General features: G+C 73.8%; 18 protein-coding genes. 11 read left to right on the top strand and 7 right to left on the bottom strand.

Annotated features, from left to right (window positions below):
* The first annotated feature begins 34 nt into the window (after nt 1-34).
* Entirely contained in the window at nt 35-712 is a 678-nt protein-coding gene (locus CHF15_RS40910) for a TetR/AcrR family transcriptional regulator (protein WP_089229027.1), read from the top strand.
* Nucleotides 713-724: 12 nt separating this feature from the next.
* On the opposite strand, the gene CHF15_RS40905 is transcribed toward CHF15_RS40910, so the two are convergent.
* The 3 genes from CHF15_RS40905 to CHF15_RS40895 form a co-directional block, all read right to left on the bottom strand.
* Nucleotides 725-1,666, bottom strand: a complete 942-nt coding sequence (locus CHF15_RS40905) for an ADP-ribosylglycohydrolase family protein (protein ID WP_089229026.1) — start codon at nt 1,664-1,666, stop codon at nt 725-727.
* 152 nt (nt 1,667-1,818) lie between these two features.
* Nucleotides 1,819-2,046 (bottom strand): DUF6011 domain-containing protein, encoded by a 228-nt coding sequence (locus CHF15_RS40900; RefSeq protein WP_089229025.1) that lies wholly within the window; start codon nt 2,044-2,046, stop codon nt 1,819-1,821.
* Nucleotides 2,047-2,141: 95 nt separating this feature from the next.
* The gene (locus CHF15_RS40895) at nt 2,142-2,999 is read right to left on the bottom strand and encodes a siderophore-interacting protein (protein WP_089229024.1); all 858 of its coding nucleotides are present in this window, start codon (nt 2,997-2,999) and stop codon (nt 2,142-2,144) included.
* Nucleotides 3,000-3,164: 165 nt separating this feature from the next.
* Between CHF15_RS40895 and CHF15_RS40890 the strand changes: the two genes are divergently transcribed.
* On the top strand, nt 3,165-4,523 hold the full coding sequence (locus CHF15_RS40890; protein WP_089229023.1) for a cytochrome P450: 1,359 nt from the start codon (nt 3,165-3,167) through the stop codon (nt 4,521-4,523).
* On the opposite strand, the gene CHF15_RS40885 is transcribed toward CHF15_RS40890, so the two are convergent.
* Nucleotides 4,492-5,409, bottom strand: coding sequence for a 5'-3' exonuclease (locus tag CHF15_RS40885; protein WP_089229022.1), 918 nt, complete (start codon nt 5,407-5,409; stop codon nt 4,492-4,494). The genes CHF15_RS40890 and CHF15_RS40885 overlap by 32 nt on opposite strands.
* Nucleotides 5,410-5,593: 184 nt before the next feature.
* Here CHF15_RS40885 and CHF15_RS40880 point away from each other — a divergent pair, with 184 nt between their 5' ends.
* The 3 genes from CHF15_RS40880 (at nt 5,594) to CHF15_RS40870 (ending at nt 9,389) form a co-directional block, all read left to right on the top strand.
* Nucleotides 5,594-6,715, top strand: coding sequence for a quaternary amine ABC transporter ATP-binding protein (locus CHF15_RS40880; RefSeq protein ID WP_089229021.1), 1,122 nt, complete (start codon nt 5,594-5,596; stop codon nt 6,713-6,715).
* Nucleotides 6,708-8,507, top strand: a complete 1,800-nt coding sequence (locus tag CHF15_RS40875) for an ABC transporter permease/substrate binding protein (RefSeq protein WP_089229020.1) — start codon at nt 6,708-6,710, stop codon at nt 8,505-8,507. The genes CHF15_RS40880 and CHF15_RS40875 overlap by 8 nt, the downstream gene beginning before the upstream one ends.
* A 105-nt stretch (nt 8,508-8,612) precedes the next feature.
* Nucleotides 8,613-9,389 carry a helical backbone metal receptor gene (locus CHF15_RS40870; RefSeq protein WP_089229019.1) on the top strand — a complete coding sequence of 259 codons (777 nt, stop codon included), beginning with the start codon at nt 8,613-8,615 and terminating at the stop codon, nt 9,387-9,389.
* 78 nt (nt 9,390-9,467) lie between these two features.
* On the opposite strand, the gene CHF15_RS40865 is transcribed toward CHF15_RS40870, so the two are convergent.
* Nucleotides 9,468-12,554, bottom strand: coding sequence for an alpha-L-rhamnosidase-related protein (locus CHF15_RS40865; protein WP_143681753.1), 3,087 nt, complete (start codon nt 12,552-12,554; stop codon nt 9,468-9,470).
* 1,404 nt (nt 12,555-13,958) lie between these two features.
* Here CHF15_RS40865 and CHF15_RS40860 point away from each other — a divergent pair.
* Together CHF15_RS40860 and CHF15_RS40855 are read left to right on the top strand one after the other, a co-directional pair.
* On the top strand, nt 13,959-14,909 hold the full coding sequence (locus tag CHF15_RS40860) for an aminoglycoside phosphotransferase family protein (protein WP_089229017.1): 951 nt from the start codon (nt 13,959-13,961) through the stop codon (nt 14,907-14,909).
* Nucleotides 14,906-15,358: a GNAT family N-acetyltransferase gene (locus CHF15_RS40855; protein ID WP_089229016.1), complete on the top strand. Its 453-nt coding sequence runs from the start codon at nt 14,906-14,908 to the stop codon at nt 15,356-15,358. Before CHF15_RS40860 ends, CHF15_RS40855 begins: the two co-directional genes overlap by 4 nt.
* Here CHF15_RS40855 and CHF15_RS40850 read toward each other — a convergent pair.
* A complete protein-coding gene (locus CHF15_RS40850) occupies nt 15,342-16,037 on the bottom strand; it encodes a gamma-glutamyl-gamma-aminobutyrate hydrolase family protein (protein WP_089229015.1) in 696 nt (231 codons plus the stop codon). The two genes, CHF15_RS40855 and CHF15_RS40850, sit on opposite strands and share 17 nt — an antisense overlap.
* Nucleotides 16,038-16,142: 105 nt before the next feature.
* On the opposite strand from CHF15_RS40850, the gene CHF15_RS40845 reads away from it, so the two are divergent.
* The 4 genes from CHF15_RS40845 to CHF15_RS40830 are packed head-to-tail and all read left to right on the top strand — an operon-like array spanning nt 16,143 to nt 20,702.
* On the top strand, nt 16,143-17,519 hold the full coding sequence (locus CHF15_RS40845; protein ID WP_089229014.1) for a glutamine synthetase family protein: 1,377 nt from the start codon (nt 16,143-16,145) through the stop codon (nt 17,517-17,519).
* An 8-nt stretch (nt 17,520-17,527) separates the two neighbouring features.
* Nucleotides 17,528-18,913: an aldehyde dehydrogenase family protein gene (locus CHF15_RS40840; RefSeq protein WP_089229013.1), complete on the top strand. Its 1,386-nt coding sequence runs from the start codon at nt 17,528-17,530 to the stop codon at nt 18,911-18,913.
* A gap of 8 nt (nt 18,914-18,921) precedes the next feature.
* Entirely contained in the window at nt 18,922-19,710 is a 789-nt protein-coding gene (locus tag CHF15_RS40835; RefSeq protein ID WP_089229012.1) for a 3-oxoacyl-ACP reductase, read from the top strand.
* 53 nt (nt 19,711-19,763) lie between these two features.
* Entirely contained in the window at nt 19,764-20,702 is a 939-nt protein-coding gene (locus CHF15_RS40830) for a DUF2510 domain-containing protein (protein WP_089229050.1), read from the top strand.
* 58 nt (nt 20,703-20,760) lie between these two features.
* On the opposite strand, the gene CHF15_RS40825 is transcribed toward CHF15_RS40830, so the two are convergent.
* Nucleotides 20,761-21,963, bottom strand: a complete 1,203-nt coding sequence (locus CHF15_RS40825; protein ID WP_089229011.1) for an amino acid deaminase/aldolase — start codon at nt 21,961-21,963, stop codon at nt 20,761-20,763.
* Nucleotides 21,964-22,283 lie beyond the last annotated feature (320 nt).

Below are 22,283 nucleotides of genomic sequence, written 5' to 3'. Positions count from 1 at the left end.
TACCGCGCCGCAGCGGTTGTGCGAGGATCGGGGCGTGAGCACCACGGGACGGCGCGTCGGGCGCCCGCGTGCGCAGGCGCGGCCGGACAGCGGCCTGACCGCCCGCGAGGAACTGCTGACCGCCGCGGCGGAACTCTTCACCACGCAGGGGTACGCGGCCACCACCACCCGCGCCGTCGCCGAGCGCGCCGGGATGCGGCAGGCCTCGATGTACCACTACTTCGGCGGCAAGGAGGACCTGCTCGCCGCGCTGCTGGAAGGCACCGTCCGCCCGTCCCTGGACCTCGCGCACTCGCTCGTCGCCCGCACGGACGCCCCCGCCGAGGCCCGGCTGTGGGCGCTGTGCCGGGCGGACGTCGCCCTGCTGTGCGGCGGCGCGCACAACCTCGGCGCGCTCTACCTGCTCCCCGAGGTCCGCGCCGGGCGCTTCGGCGGCTTCCGTGCCGTCCGGGACGAGCTGAAGGCCGCGTACGCCGCCCTGCTGGCCGCGACGGCCCCGGGCGCCGCGCTGCCAGCCGAAGGTCTCGCGGTCCGCGCCGACCTCGTCTTCGGCCTCATCGAGGGCGTCATCCTCATCCGGCGCGACAGCCCGATCCCCGACGCGGCCGCCTTCGCCTCCGCGACCGCCGACGCGGCGCTGCGCGTCGCCGGCTGCCCGGACGGCGTCCTGGCCGCCCTGCACCGCGCGGCCGAGGCACTGCCGGCGGTGTGACGAAGCCCGGGGTCAGTCCCCGGTGAGCCGGGCGGACAGGGCGACCAGGTCCGCCAGGCGCAGCACGCGACCCGGGCTGCCGGGCATCGGCACGTGCAGTGCGGCCGTCCAGCGGCCCGGTACGGCGGCCAGGCCGTACGCCGCGCCGGCGAGGGTGCCCGTGACGGCGGCGACGGTGTCCGTGTCGCCGCCCAGGTCGACCGCGGCGCGCAGCGCGGCCTCGAAGCCACCGGTGGTCCGTACGGCCCAGACCGCGGAGCCGAGGCAGGGCCAGACCGCGCCGTTGAACTCCGTGGCCAGGCCCGGGTGCCAGTCGGGTGCGAGGACGGCTGCCCACCGCTCGTGGAAGGGCTCGGGCACCTGCGCCAGGGCGTCGGCCACGACCGCCGGGGCGACGGGATCGCCGCCGTCGAGGGCGACCCGTACGAGGTCGTGCAGGATCGCGCTGCCCTCCCAGGCGGCGCGGTCGCCGTGGGTGAGGGCGGCGATCCTGCGTGCGGCGTCGAGCGAGGCCGTCCTTCCGTGTCCGGCGAAGTGGACGGCGGCGGGCGCGGCGCGCATCAGGGCGCCGTTGCCCGCGGCGCGGTGATGCGTCTGGAAGTGCAGTGCCGCGGCCAGGTTCCAGGGATCGCCGGAGGTGAGCACCACCTCGGTCTGCAGACCGATGTCCTTGGGGTCGGCGGCCGCCCAGCGCACGAAGCGCGCGAAGACGTCGGGCAGCTCCAGCGCGCCCCGCTCCAGCAGGGAGTCGGCGACGAGCACCGCCATCTGCGTGTCGTCCGTGGCCTCCCCGGGATCCCAGCCGCCGCCCCCGCACATCTCGCCACCCGCGCCCGGTTCCGGGAAGCGCACGGAGAACGCGCCCTCCGGGCCGAACTCGAAGGGCGCGCCGAGCGCGTCGCCGACGGCCGATCCGACGATCGCGCCCGCGGCGCGTTCCCCACGCTGTGTCACTTCCGGCCTCCCAGGGGGCCGGTGGCCGGCGCCGAGGGTACGACGGCAGGGGCGAGGCGGTCCTGGGCGAGGTCGCCGGAGACGCGGTTTCGGGGTGTGGGCTGCATGGTTGAACCGTAGGAGCTCGCCGCGCCGCCCGGTGCGGCGGGGCTTCACATACCCGGCAGCCGGTCCTGTTCGACGTCGAAGCGTCCGATGCGCGGGGCCGCGTCGAGCCCGTGCTTGCGCCGGCAGCCGCGGCCCCGGCCCCACAGCCGGGCGTCGTGGGCGCTCAGGGGCCGGTGGCAGTCGGCGCAGAGGACACGCGGACGCTCCCCGGCCGGCTGCGCCTCGGGCATCAGGCCCGGAAGCGGGGAGGGTTCGGGTTCGGGTGCGGCCATGTGGTCAGTGTCCCAGTACCGACCGACGTGCGCGCAGGTGCTCTCTGGGCACGCCGACCGGGGCGTTCGTCGCCGGCGTGCCCCGCGACGCGGTGTCAGGAGGCGAGGGCCTGCGGCGGGGTCTCCTGCTCCTCCTCGATCCGGCGGTTCCAGTCCGGCTTGGAGGCCTGCCAGCCGTCCTCGTCGTGACCGGTGCGCCAGTAGCCCGAGATCGACAGCCGCTCGCGCGGCACCCCGAGTTCGACCCGTAGCAGGTGGCGGAGCCGCTTGACGAAGCCCGCCTCGCCGTGGACGAAGGCCTGCACGTCACCCGGCGGGAACTCCAGCCCGGCCACGAGACGGACCAGTTCCTCGCCGACCCGGCCGGAGCCCCGGTGCACCCAGACGACCTCGGCGTCACCGGGCGTGGAGAGCTTCTGCTCCTCCTCCGGGCCGGAGACCTCGACGAACACCCGGGCGGGAGCGCCCTCGGGCAGCCGCTCCAGCGAGGCGGCGATCGCCGGCAGCGCGCTCTCGTCGCCCACGAGCAGATGCCAGTCGGCGGCGGAGTCGGGTGCGTAGGCGCCGCCGGGGCCGAGGAAGAGCACCTCCTCGCCGGGCCGGACGCGGGCGGCCCACGGGCCGGCCAGGCCCTCGTCGCCGTGGTACACGAAGTCGACCGTCAGCTCGCGTGCCTCCGCGTTCCAGCGGCGCACCGTGTACGTCCGGATGCGCGGCCACTGGTCGCGGGGGAAGTCGGCGCGGATCCGCTGGATGTCGAACGGCTCGGGGTAGCGCACGCCCTCGGCCGGGAAGAGCAGCTTGATGTAGTGGTCGCTGTACTCGCCCACGGGGAACCCCGTGAGGCCCTCACCGCCGAGCACCACGCGGATCATGTGCGGGGTCAGCCGTTCGACGTGCTGCACCCGCGCGCGGTTGAGCTGCGGCTTCCTGCGCACCGGACGGTCTGCCATGAGCACACTCCTCGCATCAAGTTAGGCAAGCCTAACTCATTCGTGCCGTCCTGCGCAGCCCGGTCTCGGAAAGATCACGAGATCCTCGAACGCCGTTTCCGATCCACCGCTCGCCGATTTTGATGGGGCGGACGCGATCAGACGCTACCCGGGAGGCCGGCGCACATGCGTTCCGACACCGCCACCGCGATCACCGCAGGACCGCGCGGGGTGCCGCTGCTGGGGAACCTCCCGCAGTTCGCCAAGGACCCGCTCGCCTTCTTCACCGCGCTCCGCGAGTGCGGGGCCGGGCAGGTCACCTGGGCCATGGGCCGCACCCCCGCGCGCTTCCTCAATGATCCCGCACTCATCGGGGAACTGCTGTCGGCCCGCGAGTCCACCTTCTCCCTGCCGGACCTCGGATGGTCCTTCCGCTACCTGATGGGCGAAGGGGTCGTGGTGGCCAAGGGCGACGACTGGCGCCGCAAGCGGTCTCTCGTCCAGCCCTCGGTGCGGCCCAAGCAGGTGCGCGCGTACGCGGCGACGATGGCCGACTGCGCGCGGGAGACGGCCGAGCGCTGGAGCGGGGGCGAACGGATCGACATCCGCCGCGAGATGACCGGGCTGACCCAGCGCATCGCCGTGCGCACGGTGTTCGGCACCGACGCCGCCGTCCGCGAGGACGTCATCGGGCGCTGCATGGACGTCGCCCAGCGGCAGATGGGCGCCGAGTTCCGCGGCCTCGGCGCGATGCTGCCCGACTGGTTCCGCACCCCGGGGCGGCTGCGCTTCAAGGCCGCCGTCGACACCCTCGACGCCGAGGTCGCACGGATCGTCGCCGCCCGCCGCGAGGCCGGCGGCGAACGCGACGACCTGCTCAGCCGGTTGCTGGCCGCCGTCGACGAAGCGGGCGTCCCGCTCACCGACAGGGAGATCAGGGACGAGACCGTCACCCTCTACAACGCCGGCCACGAGACCACCGCCACCACACTCACCTGGGCCTGGTATCTGCTGTCCCGCAACCCGAAGGCGCGCGAGGCGCTCACCGGGGAACTGGACCGGGTGCTCGGCGGCCGCACCCCCGGCTTCGACGACTACGCGGAACTGCGCTGGACCGAGGCCGTGGTGAAGGAGACCCTGCGCCTGCGGCCGACGGTCTGGCTCAACCTGGCCGTCGCCGAGGAGGGCGCCACCCTGGGCGGGGAGCCCGTCCCGGCGGGCACCCAGGTCTGGATCAGCCCCTGGGCCACCCACCGCGACCCGCGCCGGTGGCCGGAACCGGAGGAGTTCCGCCCCGAGCGCTGGCTGGACGGGGCGCCCGACGCGATCACCGACCACACCTGGTTCCCCTTCGGCGGGGGAACCAGGGCCTGCCTCGGGGCGCGCTTCGCGATGGTCGAGGCGGTGATCGTGCTGGCCACCCTCGGCAGCCGCTTCCACCTGGACACCGGCGACGAGGAGATCCGCCCGACCGTCGGCCTCACCCTCCAGCCCGACCGCGAGGTGCTCGCCGTCACCCGGCCCGTTCCGGCCCCAGCACGCTGAGCAGCCGCTGCAGCGAGCCGCCCAGACCCCAGCGCTCGGCCAGCGCGGCCAGCTCCTCGGGCCGGCGCGGCTCGCGCGGCAGCTCCGGGGTGAACTCCGGCAGCGGCACGTCGGACGCCACCCGCACCACCTTCGGCGCGACCGCCACGTACTCCCGGGCCTCCTGCAGCCGCTTGCGCTGCGCGGGGGTGACCTTGGACGCGGGGTCGTGGGCGGCGGCCATGATCCCGGCCAGGTCGCCGTACGCGTCCAGCAGCTTGGCCGCCGTCTTCTCGCCGATCCCGGGAACGCCCGGCAGGCCGTCGCTCGGGTCGCCGCGCAGCAGCGCCAGGTCCACGTAGCCGGGGCCGTCCACGCCGTACCGGGCGCGCAGCCAGGCCTCGTCCACCAGGTCGAGCGCGCCCACGCCCTTGACCGGGTAGAGCACCCGCACCCCGCGGGCGTCGTCCACCAGCTGGAACAGGTCGCGGTCGCCCGTGACGATGTCCACCGGCCCCGGCGCCAGGCCCGTCAGGGTGCCGATCACGTCGTCCGCCTCGTAGCCGGCGACGCCCACCCGGGCGATCCCCAGCGCGTCCAGCACCGCCTCGATCACCGGGACCTGCGGGGACAGGGTGTCCGGCACCTCCTCGACGTCCGAGCCGCCGGGCACCTCCTCGGCGACGCGGTGCGCCTTGTACGAGGGGATGAGGTCCACCCGCCACTGCGGCCGCCAGTCCGCGTCCATGCAGGCCACCAGGTCGTCGGGGGAGTGGTCGGCGACCAGCCGGGCGATGAAGTCCAGCAGCCCCCGCACGGCGTTGACGGGCGTGCCGTCCGGCGCGCGCACCGAGTCGGGCACGCCGAAGTACGCGCGGAAGTAGAGGCTGGCGGTGTCCAGGAGCATCAGGCGTCGAGTCACACGCCGATGATGCCGCACGCCACCGACACCCCGGCCGCCGTGACCTCCGTCACGGAACGGTTTGCTCCGCTTGGCTCGGGGCAGCCGCCGTCCCGGAGCGGGACAGGAGCGCTCCGCGACCAGCGAGCGGGGGCAGCCGGTCGTTCTCCCTACGACACGTGAGGTGTATGTGTACAGGCTGCAGGCAGAGCATCTGTACAAGGTGTTCGGTGCCGATCCCGAGGACGGCGTGCGCCGTCTGGAGGCCGGGGCCGGACGCGACGAGTTGCGCGAGAGCGGTACGACCGCCGCGGTGATCGACGCGAGCTTCGACGTCCGCGAGGGCGAGATCTTCGTCGTCATGGGCCTGTCCGGATCGGGCAAGTCCACCCTGCTGCGCACGCTCAACGGGCTCAATCCGCCCACCGCGGGACGGGTGCTCTTCGACGGCCGCGACCTCACCGCACTCAGCCCCCGCGAACTGCGCCGCGTGCGCTCGCACGGCATCAGCATGGTCTTCCAGCACTTCGCGCTCTTCCCGCACCGCAGCGTCCTCCAGAACGCCGCGTACGGCCTGGAGGTGCAGGGCGTGGGCCGCAGGGAACGCGAGGAGCGCGCCACGCGGGCCCTGGAACTCACCGGCCTGTCCGGCTGGGGCGACTCCTGGCCCGACGAGCTCTCCGGCGGCATGCAGCAGCGCGTGGGCCTGGCCCGCGCGCTCGCCACCGACGCCGACGTGCTCCTCATGGACGAGTCCTTCAGCGCGCTGGACCCGCTGATCCGCCGCGACATGCAGGACCAGCTGCTCGAACTCCAGCGCAGCCTGAAGAAGACCATCGTCTTCATCACCCACGACCTCAACGAGGCCATGCGCCTCGGCGACCGCGTCGCCGTCATGCGCGACGGGCGCATCGTCCAGATCGGCACCCCCGAGGACATCCTGCTGCGCCCCGCCGACGACTACGTCAGCTCCTTCGTGCACGACGTCGACCGCTCCCGCGTGCTCACCGCCGGCACCGTCATGGAGCCGCCGCGGCGCCCCGACGCGGGCGACTGCCGCTGCGAGACGGTCGCCCCGCGCACCCCGCTCGCCGACGTCCTGCAGGTGAGCGCGCGCGTCCCGCACCCCGTGGCCGTCCGCGACCAGGCCGGCGAGGTCGTCGGCGTCATCGCCAAGGAGCGGCTGCTCGCCGCGCTCGGCGACCACGACGGACCGGTGACCCCCTGCACCGGCGACACGGCCCACGCGGCCCCGCCCGCCGCCGCGCCCGGTGTGCCGGCGCAGCCGCGGAAGGAGGCGGCGAGTGCCTAGGCTGCCCCTCGGCGACTGGACCGACAGCGCCGTCACCTATCTGCGCGACCACTTCGGCCCGCTCTTCGACGTCATCAGCGCCGTCGTCTCCGGCATGTACGACGGCCTGGACGCCGTGCTGCAGGCCCCCGCACCGCTGCTGCTCGCCGGGATCCTCGCGGTCCTCGCGCTGTGGCTGCGCGGCCTGACCGCCGGCGTGCTCGCCTTCGCGGGCCTGGCCGTCGTCGTCTCCGTGCAGCAGTGGGACGAGGCCATGGACACCCTGTCCCTGGTGCTCGTCGCCACCGTGATCACCATCGTGCTCGCCGTGCCGCTCGGCATCTGGTCGGCGCGCAACCGCACCGTCTCCGCCGCCCTGCGCCCGGTGCTGGACTTCATGCAGACGATGCCCGCCTTCGTCTACCTGATCCCCGGCATCTTCTTCTTCGGCGTCGGCCAGGTGCCCGGCATCATCGCCACCATCGTCTTCTCCCTGCCGCCGGGCGTGCGCATGACCGAACTCGGCATCCGGCAGGTCGACGAGGAGCTCGTCGAGGCCGCGGAGGCCTTCGGCACCGCCCCGCGCAGCACCCTGCTGCGGGTGCAACTGCCGCTCGCGCTCCCCACGATCATGGCGGGCGTCAACCAGGTGATCATGCTCGCGCTGTCCATGGTCGTCATCTCCGGCATGGTCGGCGGCGGGGGCCTGGGCGCCTCCGTGTTCACCGCCATCAGCCAGGTCGACATCGGCCTCGGCTTCGAGGCGGGCCTGTCCGTGGTCATCCTCGCCATGTACCTCGACCGCGTCACCGGCGCCCTCGGCACCCGCGTCTCCCCGCTGGGCCGGCGCGCCATGGCCGCGGCCGCCTCCCCGCGCGGAACGCGGCTGTGGAAGTACCGCCCGCAGACCTCCGTCGCCGTCGTCGGAATCGTCGCCCTCGCGCTGACCGCCGGCGGGATGGGCGTCCTCGGCGGCGGGGACGAGAAGGCCGCGGTCCCCGAGGCCGACGACGTCGGCAAGGGCCGCCAGGTCGACATCGGCTACATCCCCTGGGACGAGGGCATCGCCTCCACCTACCTGTGGAAGGAACTGCTGGAGCGGCGCGGGTACGAGCCGAAGGTCACCCAGTACGACGTCGGCGCCCTGTACACCGGCATGTCCGCGGGACGGGTCGACTTCGAGACCGACTCCTGGCTGCCCGTCACGCACCGGTCGTACTGGGAGAAGTACAAGAACGAGCTGGACGACTACGGCTCCTGGTACGGCCCCACCTCGCTCGAACTGACGGTGCCCTCCTACGTCAAGGGCATCGACTCGCTGGCCGACCTCAAGGGCAAGGGCAAGCAGTTCGGCGGCCGCATCATCGGCATCGAGCCCGGCGCCGGGATGATGAAGATGCTCAACGACACCGTCCTGAAGAAGTACGGGCTGGAGGGCGAGTACCAGGTCACCACCGGCTCGACCGCGAGCATGCTCGCCCAGCTCGACCGCTCCATGAAGGCGAAGGAGCCCGTCGTCGTGACCCTGTGGTCCCCGCACTGGGCCTACAGCGAGCACAGCCTGAAGAAGCTGAAGGACCCGCTCGGCGCCTGGGGCAAGGGCGACGGCATCCACACCCTCGCCCGCAACGGCTTCGCCGGCGACGAGCCGAAGGTCGCGAAGTGGCTCCGGGACTTCCGGCTGAGCGAGAAGGAACTGACCGGGCTGGAAGGCGCCGTGCACAAGGCCGGTCAGGGCCACGAGCAGGACGGCGTGCGCGACTGGCTCGACGCCCACCCCGGTCTCACGGACCGGCTCGCCCCGGTCGGCTGACCGGACCCCGGCCCCGGACGGCGCGGCACCCGGCACTTCCCCTCCCTGGTGCCGGAGCCGCGCCGTCCGGCCTCCCCGTCCGGCGGGGATCGATACGGTGGGGACATGACCCGTCGCGACTCCGGCCCCGCACGACGTGTGGTCTCCCTCGTCCCCTCGCTCACCGAGGCGGTGGCGACCACGGCGCCCGCCCTGCTCGTGGGCGCCACCGACTGGTGCAACCAGCCGGCGGACCTGCGTGTCACGCGGGTCCGGGGCACGAAGAACCCCGACATCGCGGAGATCGTCCGGCTCGCTCCCGACCTCGTGATCGCCAACGAGGAGGAGAACCGCCCGCCCGACCTCGACGCGCTGCGCGCGGCCGGGCTGACGGTGCTGGTGACGGAGGTACGCAGCCTTCCGCAGGCCTTCCGGGAACTGCACCGCGTGGTCGTCGAGGCCTGCGGGCTGCCGCGCCCGGCGTGGCTCGACGCCGCGGAGAAGACCTGGGCGTCGCTGCGGCCCGCCGACCACCCCCGCAAGGCCGTCGTGCCCGTCTGGCGCCGCCCCTGGATGGTGCTCGGCCGGGACACCTTCGCCGGCGACCTGCTGGCCCGGCTGGGCGTCGAGAACGTTTACGGCAACCACCAGGAGCGGTATCCGCGGGTGCCGATCGGCGAACTCACCGGCAGCGGGGCGGACCTCGTCGTGCTGCCGGACGAGCCGTACCGGTTCACGGCGGACGACGGTCCCGAGGCGTTCCCGGAGATACCCGCCGCCCTGGTCAGCGGCCGTCACCTCACCTGGTACGGCCCGTCCCTCGCCGAGGCGCCGGCCGTGCTCGCCGCCGCCCTCGCCCCGCCGGCCCCGGCCGGGCCCGCCCCCGCCCGGCGCGGCGGCTGACCCCGGGGAACCGCGCCGTGGACGCTCCCCGGCGCACGCGGGCCCATGGCCGCCACGCACGCCGGGGAGGAACCGGGGTCAGCCGCGCCGCACGGCCGTGAAGACGGTACGGCCCGAACCGACCCGGTAGACGGCCCGTCCGTCCTGCACGCCCAGGTACGCGGCGTGGCTGCCGGCCGCGGTGTAGCGGCCGCCCTCCACGACGGGCAGGGCGACCGTCGCCGTCACGTTGACCGGCACCTCGACCGTCGTGTCCACCCCGTGCCGGTTCCGCCGCCAGTCGACACCGACGGTGCCGCGCTCGGTCCACTGGCTGCCCGAGGCGTGGCTCACGCCCGACTCCGCCGGGGCGATCCGCACCGACGCGCCGCCCGGGCTGGTCACCGTGAGACCGAGGACGCCCTCCAGCACCCCGACGACACCGGCGCCGCCCCAGCCGTGCGACATGCTCTCGCTGCTGCTCTGCGAGACCTGCCCGGGCGCGCAGTCACTGCTCGCGCAACCCGGGGTCCACTGCTCCCACAGGAAGGTGCCGCCCTCGGCGAGCACCTGCGCGGGCCCGTCGGCGGCGGGATCGGTGAGGATCCGCACCAGCGTGTCCGGCCGGTCGGCGACCCGCAGCGCCTCCAGCAGGGTCCGCAGCGTCATCGGCCCCTGCCGCATCCCCTGCCGGGACAGCTCCGCGCCCAGCGCGGCGTACTCGGACGGCTCCGCGACGCCGTAGGCGAGCGGGAAGCTCTGCGCGTGCTCGCTCCGGTGCGCGATCAGGGCGCCGTCCGAGGACAGCCCGTCCGACCACAGCCCACTGTCGCCGTCGCGCAGTCGCTCCCGCATCGCCGCCGTCAGCTTCTGCGCGCGGTCGGCGTAGGCGTCCCGGGTGGCGTGGTCGCCGAGCGCGTCGGCGGCCTCGGCGACCGACCGCATCGCGCCGACGCCCAAGGCGTTGACGACGGTGCGGTTCACGTTGCCGTCGGTGACATAGCCGTACCGCATCGGGGAGGGCCAGTCGATGATGCCGTGCAGGTAGGCGCCGCTGCCGCCGGGCAGGTCGGCGACCAGGCCGCGGTCGTCCACCGCGGAGGAGACATAGTCGGCGACGTTGCGCATCACGGGCAGGGCCCGGGCGAGCAGTTCGCGGTCGCCCGTCGTGCGGTAGTAGCGCATCACCCACTCGGGGAACATCTCGGTGTAGTCGGGGATGTCCCGCTTGGCGTCGCCGTTGGGGTAGACGGAGTTCAGGGCGCCGTTGGGCCAGTAGCGCGCCTGGGAGTTCATGAACGACACGATCGCCTGACGGGTCAGGCTGCGCTCACCGGACGCCGCCATCGTCGCGAAGGACTCGTCCACGGTGTCGCCGAGGAACTGGCCCTTCTCACGGGTCGGCGTGTCCAGGAAGACGTTCTGCGCGGACTGCAGCGCCGAACGCTGCATCAGGGAGAAGACCTCGTCCAGGGTGCCGTCGCTGCTGCGGAACGTGGCGGGGTGCGCCGCGTCGGTGTTCTGGACGACGGCGGTGACGTCCCGCGCGGTCAGCTTCTCGCCCGGGTCGCTGATCTGCAGGTACCGCCAGCCCCAGTAGGTGAAGGCCCGGGCGGTCTGCGGGCCGTCCTTCTCGGTGTAGAAGAAGCGCATGTTGCTGCCCTGGGTGTCCAGACCGGAGGTTCCCGCGCGGGAGTTCTCCACCCAGCTCGCGGCGGCGTGGTCCTTGCCCAGGGGGCGGTCCAGGGTCACCGCCGTGCCGTCCACGGCGCTCACGGTGCGGGTCTCGGGGTGCCCGGCGCCGTACCCGGCGGCGGGGGCGTCCACCACGATCTCGTCACCGGCGTGGACGTTCGCCGCGTTCGCCAGCGTCACGGAGGCGTCCCCGGCCCGCACGGCGGCGGTCAGCGTGGAGTTGCTGCGCCGGTAGCTGGTGGTGAACGTCAGCTGCCGGCCGGCGGTGCCGGAGCGCAGCCGTACCGAGGGCACCGCGGCGTACACCTTGCCGAAGTCGGCGAGGACGGTGCCGTCGGGCAGGTGCAGCAGCGAGACCGGGTGGACGGTCCGCTGCGTGAGGTGGGCCTGCAGCGCCGACAGGTGGGTGAAGGCGCACGGGGACGAACCGCCCTCGTAGGGCGCGCAGTTGTCCGGGTTCGGCCGCGGGTGGGCGCCGACGACGGTGGCGGCGGCCCAGCCGGAGTCGTCGTAGCCGGGGGTGTTCCAGCCGGTCGGCTCGACCGTGGCGTCGTAGTACTCCACGCGGTCGCCGGCGTCGCCGTTGCGGTACGTCAGGGTGTCGACCCGCTGCGGTTCGTAGCGGTGGACCTTCCAGGTGCCGTCGGAGACCGCCACGTCGCGGGTGCCGTCCGCGTGGTCGACCACCACCTTGACCAGCGTCCCGGAGGGGCCCTCGGGGGCGTTCGGGCCGTTGGCCCGGCCCTGGCACTTGCAGGACCAGTAGTGCGTCAGCACGCCCACGGCCAGGTCCCGGCCCGCCTTGACGCCCTTGACGGCGGCGACGTCGTAGAAGCCCTCGCCGGCGTACTCGTAGGACGAACTGCGCTGCACGGTCTCGCCGTTGACGTCGACCTGCCAGTCGCCGGAGGCCGCGACGTACACCCGGGCGCCGACCACGGGGCTGCCCGCGGACACCGGTACGACCTTGCGGGCCGCGGTCCACTCGTTGCTCGCGTCGTTCCCCGTGGCGGGACGGCGGATCCACTGGGCGCCGGACCAGTCCTGGTCCGTCAGGCCCGTGCCGAAGGACGCGCCGGCCGAGTAGGGGGAGACCGCGCCGGCGCGGTCCCAGGTCCGCACCTTCCACTGGTACACGGTCCCGGGGGCGAGGGCGGGCCCGCCGTAGGGCACCCAGGACTGCTCGGAACCGCGGACCTTGCCGCTGTCCCACAGGGTGCGGCCGCCGGGTGCGCGCACGACGACCTGGTAGCCGGTCTGGACCTCGTCGGGGTCGGCGTCCCGGGGCAGCCAGCCGAAGCGTGGGGCGTCGTCGAGGGCGAGGGGGTCGGTGCGGTCGCCCACGGTCAGGCCCGTGGGCGCATCCGGGGCGTGGTTGCGGGGCGCCGGCGCGTGGTCGGCGAAGGCCTGGGGGGTGGCCGCGGCGAGCGTCAGGCCGAGGGAGAGGGCGAGGAGGGTGAGGCGGCGGGGGAGGGGCGGACGGCGTTTCATGAACACCTCTCGATGGGGTTTAAACGTTTCAATCCGCGTGCGTGAGTTATTGATACGTTTCAATCATGTGAACGGGAGCCTAGGGAGGCGTTCGGTGCACTGTCAACGCCTCCCGCGCGGAGCGCGGTTGTGTCCGGGGTGCGTTTTGTGGGGCCCGGTTGTCGTGTGCGGGTTGTCTGCGCCTGCGGCGGGCTGTCTCCCGCCCTCCCTCCCGATTGCCCGGCGCGGTCAGTGACCGCCTCGCGCGTGCGTGGTGGGCCGGGGGCGGGGCCTCCGGGGCTGCACGTCCTGGACTGGGTTATTTACGTGCATGGCGGGCGGTCCAGGTCCTTGCCGTCTCTGCCGCACACAAATATCCCGCAGCGTCCAGAACATCCACCCCTACGACCCCGCCCCCTCCCTTTGACGGGGCGACTGACGGCCGGTGGGGGTGTGACGGGAGGCGCCCCTCCCCACACCGCAAGGAACTGCCCCCAGCAGGGGGTCCCCGGCCGCAGGCCGAGACAGGGTGCCCACACCAGTGGCCCGGGGTACCTCCCACGGGACGACTGGCGCACCTCACCCGCCGGTGCTCGCAGGGCTTTGCCTATGTCACGGCGACGCCGAAGGCCGTCAGGCGGCAGATCACGACGAGCGCCGATGTGGGGACGACCCTGGCACCGTGCGTTCCTGGGCGACGGCCGCCGAAGCGCAGCAGACCGCCGCCAGCAGGGCCGCCGCCAGGGACAGCCGGCGGGCGGTCGACCCGAAACCAGGTTCAGCCTTGGAACCACACCGAATGAGGCCGCCCCCCTGGCCGAAGGCCGAAAAAGGGCGGGAACACGCACACGACAACGGGCCGCTCAGCAGGGCGCCATACCGCCGGGCATCGGCCCGAGCACCCCCTTTGCGTCCGATCGCCGGAGCCGATGCCGGTCTCAGGCACCACCCCCATGGCTGTGGGCGTTCGGTAAGGCGTGTGCGGCAACCCCGGACTGCTCCCAACCCCCCACCGGCCGTTGGTCGCCGAACCGGCCGAGGGGGCGGGGTCGGAGGGGTGGATGTTCTGGACGCTGCGGGATATTTGTGTGCGGCAGAGACGGCAAGGACCTGGACCGCCCGCCATGCACGTAAATAACCCAGTCCAGGACGTGCAGCCCCGGAGGCCCCGCCCCCGGCCCACCACGCACGCGCGCAGGCCCGCACCAACCGCGCCGGGCAATCGGGCGGGAGGGCGGGGGATGCCCGCCGCAGGCGCAACGCACCCGCACACGACAACCGGGCAGCCCGGGGCACCCGGCCCGCAACCACACCGCACCCGCACACACCCACCGGGCAGCCCGGCGCACCCACCCGCACACAACACCCCACCCGCACGGACAAAACCCGTTGGCCCCCGCGGGCGAAGCCCGCCACCCTCGGGGGATGACACGCGCCTCCTGGGCCTCCCTTCCCCATGACCTCGCCGCCGCCGTGGAGGCACGCCTGGGCGCCCCCGTGGCCCGCGCCGCCGACCAGACGGGCGGCTTCTCCCCGGGCGTGGCAGCCCGCCTCACCCTCACCGACGGCCGCCGCGCCTTCGTCAAGGCCGTGAGCCCGACGCAGAATCCGGATTCCCCGCACATCCACCGGGCCGAGGCCCGGATCGCCGCCGACCTGCCCCGGGACATTCCGGCACCACGTCTGCTGGACTCCTTCGAGCAGGACGGCTGGGTCGTCCTGGCCTTCGAGGACGTGCCCGGCCGTCACCCGACGGACCCCTGGGACGCGGAGGAACTGCGCCGCGTCATGGACGCGCTGGACGGCCTGGCCGGCCGGCTGACGCCGAGTCCGGTCGCCGCGCCCCCGGCCGCCGAACGCCTCGCGGGCAGCTTCGGCTGCTGGGCGGAGCTGGCCGCGGACCGGGACGCGGGGACCGACGACCTGGGCGGCCTCGATCCCTGGGCGGCGGCGCATCTGGACGACCTCGCCGCCCTGGAGTCGGGCTGGCCCCAGGCCGTGGCCGGCGACACACTCGCCCACGGCGATCTGCGGGCGGACAACATCCTGCTGACCACGGACGGCCGGGTCGTGTTCGTGGATTGGCCGTGGGCCTGCACGTCCACCCCGTGGTTCGATCTGCTCTGCATGCTGCCGAGCATCGTGATGCAGGGCGGCCCCGAGCCGGAGGGCCTCTTCGCGGCCCACCCGCCGGCGCGCGACGCGCACCCCGAGGCGGTGGACGCGGCGCTGGCGGCGCTCACCGGGATGTTCCTGGTCCACGCCCGCCGCCCGGCGCCCCCGGGGCTGCCCACACTGCGCGCCTTCCAACGGGCGCAGGGGGCGGCGGCCCTGTCGTGGCTGCGCACCAGGCTGCGTCCTACGCTGCACGCATGAGCGACCTCCACTTCCGCCCCGTCACCCGCACCGACATCCCCGACGTCGTCGCCATGTTCGCCGACGACGGGCTCGGCCGGGGCCGAGAGACCCCGGACGACCTGGAGCCGTACTACGCGGCGTACGAGCGCGTCGCCGCCGACCCCGGGCAGCACGTGGTCGTCGCCGAGCGGGACGGCGCGCTCGTCGGGGTGCTGCAGTTGTCGGTCATACCGGGGCTGTCACGGCGCGGGGCGACGCGCTCGGTCATCGAGGCGGTGCGCGTGCACCGCGACGCCCGTGGCGGCGGCCTGGGCACGCAGCTGATCGAGTGGGCGGTCGAGGAGTCCCGCCGCCTGGGGTGCACGCTGGTGCAGCTCACCTCGGACCGGGCGCGCACCGACGCGCACCGCTTCTACGAGCGCCTCGGCTTCACCGCCTCGCACGTCGGCTTCAAGCTGCAGCTCTGACCGCCGCGGCGATCAGGGCCCGCATCACCCGTTCGTCCTCGTCCATCTCGGGATGCCACTGCACCCCCAGCACGAAGCGGTCGCCCGGCAGCTCCACGGCCTCCGGCGTGCCGTCCTCGGCCTCGGCGCCGATCACCAGCCCGCGGCCGAGGGCGTCCACCGCCTGGTGGTGGTAGGTGGGCACGGTCGTGGCCTCCGGCACCGCCTCCGCGTAGCGCGTGCCGGGGACCGGCTTGACGGTGTGGCGGCCGAACACGCCCACCCGGGGGCCGCGGTGGCCGTCGATGTGCTGGGCGAGGGTGCCGCCGAGGGCGACGTTGAGGAGTTGCATGCCGCGGCAGATGCCGAGCAGGGGCACCCCGGCGGCGAGGGCGGCGTCGATGAGGGCGAGTTCCCAGGCGTCGCGCTCCCGCGCGGGCGGGTCCGTGCGCGGGTCGGGCTCGGCGCCGTACCGGGCGGGCTCCACGTCCGGGCCGCCCGCGATCACCAGCCCGTCGAGGCGGGCCACGGCGTCCGCGGCGTGGGCGGGGTCGTCCGGCGGGAGCAGCGCGGCCAGGCCGCCGGAGCGCCGTACGAGCAGCGGGTACCCGGCGGGGAGCAGGGCGGAGGGCAGGTCCCAGCCGCCCCAGCGGGCCGAGCCGACCCAGTAGGTGCTGACACCGATCAGCGGACGGGCCACGGGAGCCTCCCTGCGACGCGCGGATTTCTTCTTGCACCGTACCCAACTGAGCCCCGGGCCCGTACTTTTGGATCACCTGTCGGACGGTAGGAGAGGTGATCACCCGTGGTGCACCGAACAGCCCCGCTCAGCACCGACGACCTGCGACGACGTGTCGACTCGGGGGAGATCGACACCGTGGTCGTCGCCTTCACCGACATGCAGGGGCGCCTCCAGGGCAAGCGCTTCGCCGCCCGGCACTTCCTCGACGACGTCCTGGAGCACGGCACCGAGGGCTGCAACTACCTGCTCGCCGTCGACGCCGACATGAACACCGTGGACGGCTACGCCCTGTCCTCCTGGGAACGGGGCTACGGCGACTTCGCCATGCACCCCGACCTCGGCACCCTGCGGATCACCGCCTGGGACGCCGCCACCGCGCTCGTCATCGCCGACCTGCGGCTGCTCGACCACGGCTCGACGCCGGTCGCCCCTTCGCCCCGGCAGATCCTGCGCCGCCAGACCGAGCGGCTCGCCGAGCGCGGCTGGTCGGCGTACGCCGGTACCGAGCTGGAGTTCATCGTCTTCAAGGACACCTACGAGCAGGCGTGGACGAACGGCTACCGCGACCTGACCCCCGCCAACCAGTACAACGTCGACTACTCCCTGCTCGGCACCGGCCGCGTCGAGCCGCTGCTGCGCCGCATCCGCAACGAGATGGGCGCCGCCGGGATGCGCGTGGAGTCCGCCAAGGGCGAGTGCAACCTCGGCCAGCACGAGATCGCCTTCCGCTACGACGAGGCCCTGGTCACCTGCGACCAGCACAGCGTCTACAAGACCGGCGCCAAGTCGATCGCCGCGCAGGAGGGCTACTCCCTGACGTTCATGGCGAAGTACAACGAACGCGAGGGCAACTCCTGCCACATCCACCTCTCGCTGCGCGACGAGGACGGGCAGCCGGTCTTCGCGGGCGACGAGCCGGGCGGCATGTCGGAGACGATGCGGCACTTCCTGGCCGGGCAGCTCGCCGCGCTGCGCGACTTCTCCCTGCTGTACGCGCCCAACATCAACTCCTACAAGCGGTTCCGGCCCGGTTCCTTCGCCCCCACCGCCGTCGCCTGGGGCCCGGACAACCGCACCTGCGCGCTGCGCGTGGTCGGGCACACCCCGTCGGCGCTACGGCTGGAGAACCGGGTGCCGGGCGGCGACGTCAACCCCTACCTCGCCGTCGCAGGGATGATCGCCGCCGGTCTGCACGGCGTGGAGCAGAAGCTCACCCTCCCCGAGCCCGTCACCGGCAACGCCTACGTCAGCGACGGCGTGACGCACGTGCCGGCCACGCTCCGCGAGGCCGCCGAGTTGTGGGAGGCCAGCCCCATCGCCCGCGCGGCCTTCGGCGACGAGGTCGTCGAGCACTACCTGAACATGGCCCGCGTCGAACAGGACGCGTACGACACCGCCGTGACCGACTGGGAGCGCTACCGCTCCTTCGAACGCATGTGAGGCAGCGAGTGCCCGAAGCACCCGAACCGCTCGAAGCGCTGGACGTGCTCAACCCGGCCACCGAGGAGGTGATCGCCACCGTTCCCGCGGCGGGCCGGGAGGACGTCGACGCCGCCGTCTCCCGGGCGGCCCGCGCCCAGACCGCCTGGGCGGCCCTGGCCCCGGCCGACCGGGCGCGGCTGCTGCGCCGCTTCGCGTCCGCCGTCGACGCCCACGCCGACGAACTCGCCGCCCTGGAGGTGCGCGAGGCCGGGCACACCGCGGGCAACGCCCGCTGGGAGGCCGGCAACGTCCGCGACCTGCTCGACTACGCCGCGGGCGGTGTCGAACGGCTCAGCGGCCGGCAGATCCCGGTGCCCGGGGGTATCGACATCACCTTCCTGGAACCGCTCGGCGTCGTCGGCGTCATCGCGCCCTGGAACTTCCCCATGCCCATCGCGGCCTGGGGGGCCGCCCCGGCGCTCGCGGCGGGCAACGCGGTGATCCTCAAGCCCGCCGAGACCACCCCGCTGACCGCGCTGCGCCTGGCGGACCTGGCGCTGGAGGCGGGGCTGCCCGAGCACCTCTTCCAGGTGCTGCCGGGCGAGGGCCCGGTCGCGGGGGCCGCCCTGGTCGAGCACCCGGGCGTGGCGAAGATCGTCTTCACCGGGTCGACCCGCGTCGGCAAGCAGATCATGGCCACCTGCGCCGGCACGCTCAAGCGGGTCACCCTGGAGCTCGGCGGCAAGTCGCCGAACATCGTCTTCGCCGACGCGGACCTGGAGAAGGCCGCGGCGACGGCGCCGATGGCCTTCCTCGACAACGCCGGGCAGGACTGCTGCGCCCGCACCCGCGTCCTGGTGCAGCGGCAGGTGTACGACCGCTTCATGGAACTGCTGGAGCCGGCCGTCCTGGCCGTCGGCGTGGGCGACCCCGCCGATCCGGCCACCGACATGGGCCCGCTGATCTCCGCCGCGCAGCGCGACCGCGTCCGCTCGTACGTGGCCCCCGACGCGCCCGTCGCGATCCGCGGCACGGCCCCGGAGGGCAAGGGCTTCTGGTACCCGCCGACCGTGCTGACCCCCGCCGGCCCGGCCGAGCGCGTCGCGGTGGAGGAGGTCTTCGGCCCGGTCGCCGTCGTCCTGCCCTTCGAGGACGAGGCCGACGCGCTGCGCCTGGCCAACGCCACCCCGTACGGCCTGTCCGGCTCGATCTGGACCCGGGACGTCGGCCGCGCCCTGCGGCTGGCCCGGGGCACCGCCGCCGGCAACCTGTCGGTCAACTCCCACAGCTCGGTGCGCTACTGGACACCGTTCGGCGGGTTCAAGCAGTCGGGGCTCGGGCGCGAGCTCGGCCCGGACGCGCTGGCCGCCTTCACCGAGACCAAGAACGTCTTCATCAGCACGGAGGAGTGATCCCGGCAATGACGCAAGCAGAAGCAGTGGTGTGCCGCCGCCTGGTGGGCCGGACGGCGGTGGTCACCGGCGCCGGCAGCGGCATCGGGCTCGCCTCGGCCCGCCGGCTCGCCTCCGAGGGCGCGAACGTCGTGTGCGCGGACATCGACGAGGCCGCGGGCAAGGCGGCCGCCGAGGAGACCGGCGGGCTGTTCGTCGAGGCCGACGTGACCGACGCGGGGCAGGTGGAGGCGCTGTTCAAGGCGGCGTACGACACCTACGGCTCGGTCGACGTCGCCTTCAACAACGCGGGCATCTCGCCCCCGGACGACGACTCGATCCTCACCACCGGCATCGACGCCTGGCGCCGCGTGCAGGAGGTGAACCTCACCTCGGTGTACCTGTGCTGCAAGGCGGCGCTGCCCTATATGCAGCGCCAGGGCAAGGGCTCGATCATCAACACCGCGAGCTTCGTCGCCGTCATGGGCGCGGCGACCTCGCAGATCTCGTACACCGCGTCCAAGGGCGGCGTGCTGGCGATGTCCCGCGAGCTGGGGGTGCAGTTCGCCCGGGAGGGCATCCGGGTCAATGCGCTGTGCCCGGGGCCGGTCAACACCCCGCTGCTGCGGGAGCTGTTCGCGAAGGACCCGGAGCGCGCCGCGCGCCGCCTGGTGCACATCCCGGTGGGCCGCTTCGCGGAGGCGGAGGAGATCGCCGCGGCCGTCGCCTTCCTCGCCAGCGACGACGCGTCCTTCATCACAGGGGCGGAGTTCCTGGTGGACGGGGGTATCGCGGGGGCGTACGTGACCCCTCTGTGACCGGACGACTGACGGGAATCTTAAGGCCCGGGCCTTAGGGTGGCGCCGTGACCATGACGACCCCGCCCGGCTGGTACCCAGAACCCGGGCAGACAGGCAACGGGCCCGCTCTGGAGCGCTGGTGGGACGGGACCGAGTGGACCGAGTACACCCGCACCGCTCCACCCCCCGCCCCGGCGTTCGGCGCCGGGCCGGGGGCGCCGGGCTACCCGCAGTACCCCGCCCACCCCGGCGCGTTCCCCGCGGCTCCCCGCAAGGCACGCGGCGGTCTGATAGCGATCGCCGTCATAGCCGCGGTCGTGGTGGCCGGTGCGGTGGTCGGAGGTGTCGTCGCCCTCGGCAAGGGCGGCGGCGGCAGCGCGGACTCGGCCCGGCCCGCGCCGTCCCTCACGGCCCCCGGGCAGAGCCCGGAGGACGGGGGCCCGGACGGCGATGGCCCGCCGAACCTGCCCAAGAGCGAGCCCGGCTTCGCCCTGGACGCCGTCGACGGCGTCAGCCTGCCGGTGCCCGACGGCTGGACCGGAGACACCAGCCGGTACGGGCTCGCGGAGCTCACCGTGGGCGAGTACGCCTGCCCCGGCGACGCCTCGAGCAAGTGCCTGCGCGGCGGCGTCTTCTCGATGCCCGCCGCGTCGGTGAAGCTGAAGTCCACCACCGCCGAGGCCGCGGCCAAGGAGGACATCTCCGGCAACGCCGAGGGGGCCTACGGCGGCAAGATCTACGGCGACATCACCTCGCACACGCAGCTGCTGTCGCAGAAGGTCACGGTCGCCGGCGAGCAGGGCTACCTGGTGCGCTGGAAGGTCGTCACGGAGAGGGGCGACGACGGCTACGTCCAGTCGCTGGTGTTCCCCTCGCCGTCGGACCCCGACAGGCTCGTCCTGGTCCGCTACGGCTTCGACATCAACCCCAAGGCGCCCGGCCTCGCCGTGATGGACGAGATCACCAAGGGCATCAAGGCCGCGGGCTCCGGTGGCGGCACCGGCGTGTGACCCCCGTCCCCGCAGGCGGGCGCCCCGGTCCGGTCCGTCCGGCCGGGGCGTCCGCGCGTCAGAGGAACGTCCTGCCCTCGCCGCGGTAGGTCGGCACCGCCCGCACCACCCGGTCGCCCTCGACCAGCTGCAGCGTGTCGAAGCGCTCGCACAGCTCGCCCGCCTTGGCGTGCCGGAACCACACCTTGTCGCCGATCAGCAGATCGTCGGCGGCCGTCCCGATCAGCGGCGTCTGCACCTCGCCCGGCCCCTCCTGGGGGTCGTAGCGCAGCCCTTGCGGCAGGAAGGGTACGGGCAGCCGGTCCCGGCCGGCCGCGCCCGAGGCCGGATAGCCGCCGCCGAGGACGGTGACGACGCCGACACCCGGGCGCCGCACCACGGGCTGCGCGAACAGCGCCGCCGGACGGCCCCGGAAGGAGGTGTAGTTGTCGAACAGCCGCGGCACGTACAGGCCCGACCCGGCGGCGATCTCCGTCACCGCGTCCTCGGCGGCCGTGCTCTGCACGCTGCCCGTGCCGCCGCCGTTGACGAACTCCAGCCCGGGCGCCACCTCCCGCACCGCCCGTACGACCTCCGCGCGCCGCGCCGCCAGCTCCCGTCGCGCCGCCGCCTGCATCAGCCGCACCGCTCGCGAGCGCAGCGGCCGGCCGGTGACCGAGTCGCCGACGCCGGCCACATGGCCCTCGTACGCCATGATCCCCACCAGCTTGAAGCCGGGCCTCCGGGACACCTCCCGGGCCAGCGCCGCCATCTGCTCCGGCTGGTGGAGCGGGGAGCGCAGCGCGCCGATGCGGAGCCGGCCCCCCAGCATCTTCAGCGAGGTGTCCAGCTCCAGGCAGACCCGGACGATCTCGGAGCCGCCCGCGCGCGAGGAGTCGACGAGGTCGAGCTGTGCCACGTCGTCGACCATGACGGTCACCGCGGCCGCCAGCTTCGGGTCCGCGGCCAGCTCCGCGTAGGCGGAACGATCCGCCGAGGGGTACGCCAGCAGCACGTCGTCGAAGCCCGAGCGCGCCAGCCACAACGACTCGGCGAGGGTGAAGGACATGACGCCCGCGAAGCCGTCCCGCTCCAGCACCCGCTCCAGGAGGGCACGGCAGCGGACCGACTTGGACGCCACCCGGATCGGCTTGCCGCCCGCCCTGCGGACCAGGTCGTCCGCGTTGGCGTCGAACGCCTCCAGATCGACGATCGCCACCGGCGCGTCGAGGTGGGCGGTGGCCCGGTCGTACCGGGTGCGAGCTGCTCCCTGATCAGACATGCGCGAAGCTTGCCAGAATGCCCCTACCGAGCGGTAGGGGCAAGTGATCCGTACTGACGCGTCGTGACGTCGCCGCGCCCAGTAGAGTGACGCCGCAGTCCATCGCGTGAACGGGCCGTCCGCCGTGCGGCCGTGAGGGGGCACCGGGTGAGCGCCGGTTTCGACAACGGGGGAGCGACCCCCCGGCCGAGCTGGTCCCCACCGCGCCCGATACCGCCGCCCCACGCCTCCGCGCCCCACGTCTCCGCGCCGCCCCACGTCTCCGCGCCGCCCCACGTCTCCGCGCCGCCCCACGTCTCCGCGCCGCCCCACGTCTCCGC

Origin of the sequence: Actinacidiphila glaucinigra (genome assembly GCF_900188405.1) — a bacterium.
GTDB classification, from domain to species: domain Bacteria; phylum Actinomycetota; class Actinomycetes; order Streptomycetales; family Streptomycetaceae; genus Actinacidiphila; species Actinacidiphila glaucinigra.
The sequence above is the reverse complement of the archived record's forward strand: the minus strand, read 5'-3'. Positions and strand labels throughout refer to the sequence as shown.